This window comes from Microbispora sp. NPDC088329 (assembly GCF_040685655.1).
Taxonomy (GTDB): Bacteria; Actinomycetota; Actinomycetes; order Streptosporangiales; family Streptosporangiaceae; genus Microbispora.
On the sequence record NZ_JBFBIP010000063.1, the window covers coordinates 1 to 1646 of the forward strand.

A 1646-nucleotide genomic window follows, 5' to 3' on the forward strand; every position below is an offset into this window, starting at 1 on the left:
CCCCGCCTGCCGCTCCACCAGCTCATGCACCGTCAACTCATCCGCACGAACAACCGCGGTGTCGTTCCACACCCGCAACAGCAGCTCACGCTCCGTCGCCGAGAGCATGTCAATGCTCCCCAGAGGCAGCGTCGGATCGTCCGCCACACACCGCAGCGTGGCCACGAAATTCTTGGTCAGCCTTTCGATCGTGGCCGGATCGAAAAGATCCGTTGAATACTCCACCTCGCCCACGAGTTCTCCGTCTTCCCGTTCTGTGAGGAAGACGGAGAGATCGAACTTGGAGGTGTGCGTCGTCAGCACGAGAGGTGAGATATCGAGGTCACCGAGAACCAGCTTCCCCTGATTCGCGTTCTGCAGCGCGAAGGTGGTTTGAACCAGCGGCGCACGCGTGAGATCCCGGTCAGGAGCCAGGACCTCGACCAGTTGCTGGTACGGAAGATCCTGATGTGTGTATGCCTGCAGAGTCGTTTCCTTGACCTGCTCGAGGAACTCTCTGAACGTCGGGCTCCCACTCAAATCGGCGCGAATCACCAATGTGTTGACGAAGAAACCGACCAGATCCTCGACCTCCGCCTTGTTCCGGCCGGAAATAGGGGTGCCGATCGAGATGTCATGCTGTCCGCTCCAGCGGGAAAGCACGACCTGGAGGGCTGCGAGACAGACCATGAACAACGAGGCGCCACGCTCGATGGCAACGGTACGCAGCCCCGCGGCGACGGTTGCCGGAACCACGAACGAGACCTCACCCCCAGCGTTCGACCGCGTTGGAGTACGAATCCGATCAGTGGGGAGTTCCAGCGGTTCTAAACCGGTCAGCTGCTCCTGCCAGTAGGCCAGCTGCCGTTCCAGCGTCGATCCGGACAACCACTCGTGCTGCCAAGCGGCGAAGTCTTTGTACTGGATGGGCAATTCCGCGAGCCTTGCCGGTGCGCCGGTGAGCGCCTCCTCGTACAGCGCTTGGAGCTCGCGGGTCAGCACACCCACAGACCAGCCGTCCGCGACGATGTGGTGGAGCGATATGAGGAGCCACCACTCGCTGTCGGTCAGGCGGACAGCCATGGTGCGCAGCAGTCGTCCTGATGTCAGATCGAAGGGCTTGGACGCCTCGGCGTCGACCGCCGCCCGAGCCGCGGTTTCCCGGTTCCTGTCGTCGGGCACCGCCGAGAGGTCCAGCAGGCTGATCTCGACGTGCCACGGGGCATCGACAACCTGGATCGGCTCTCCGTCACCGCGCAGCACAAACCTGGTTCTCAACGTCTCGTGTCTGGCGACCAGGTCGGCGAGCGCTTCTTCGAGCGCGCCGATGTCGAGCTTTCCTCTGATCCTGAAGCCCATCGGGATGTTGTACTCCGGGCTTCCCGGCTCCAGCTGGTTCAAGAACCAAAGGCGGCGCTGTGCGAATGACAGCACATATTCCTCGGAGACCACCCGCCGGATGGCGAGCGGAGCGGAGCTCTCTACGGCAGCCGAGACCTCAGAGGCCAACCCCGAAATCGTCGGAAATCTGAACAGGTCACGGACCGAAACATTCGAATTCAACGACTTCGAGATCTGGTTGATGACTCGTGTCGCGAGGAGTGAGTGTCCGCCGAGGTCGAAGAAGTTGTCGTGGATGCCGACGCGGTCGATGCCGAGGACGTCGG

The 1646-nt window shown here is 62.0% G+C and carries 1 protein-coding gene; it reads right to left on the reverse strand.

The annotated features are described in order from the left end of the window. Positions 1–1646 (reverse strand): condensation domain-containing protein (locus AB0O28_RS39785; RefSeq protein WP_363648219.1); only part of this gene is annotated, 1646 nt, incomplete at both ends.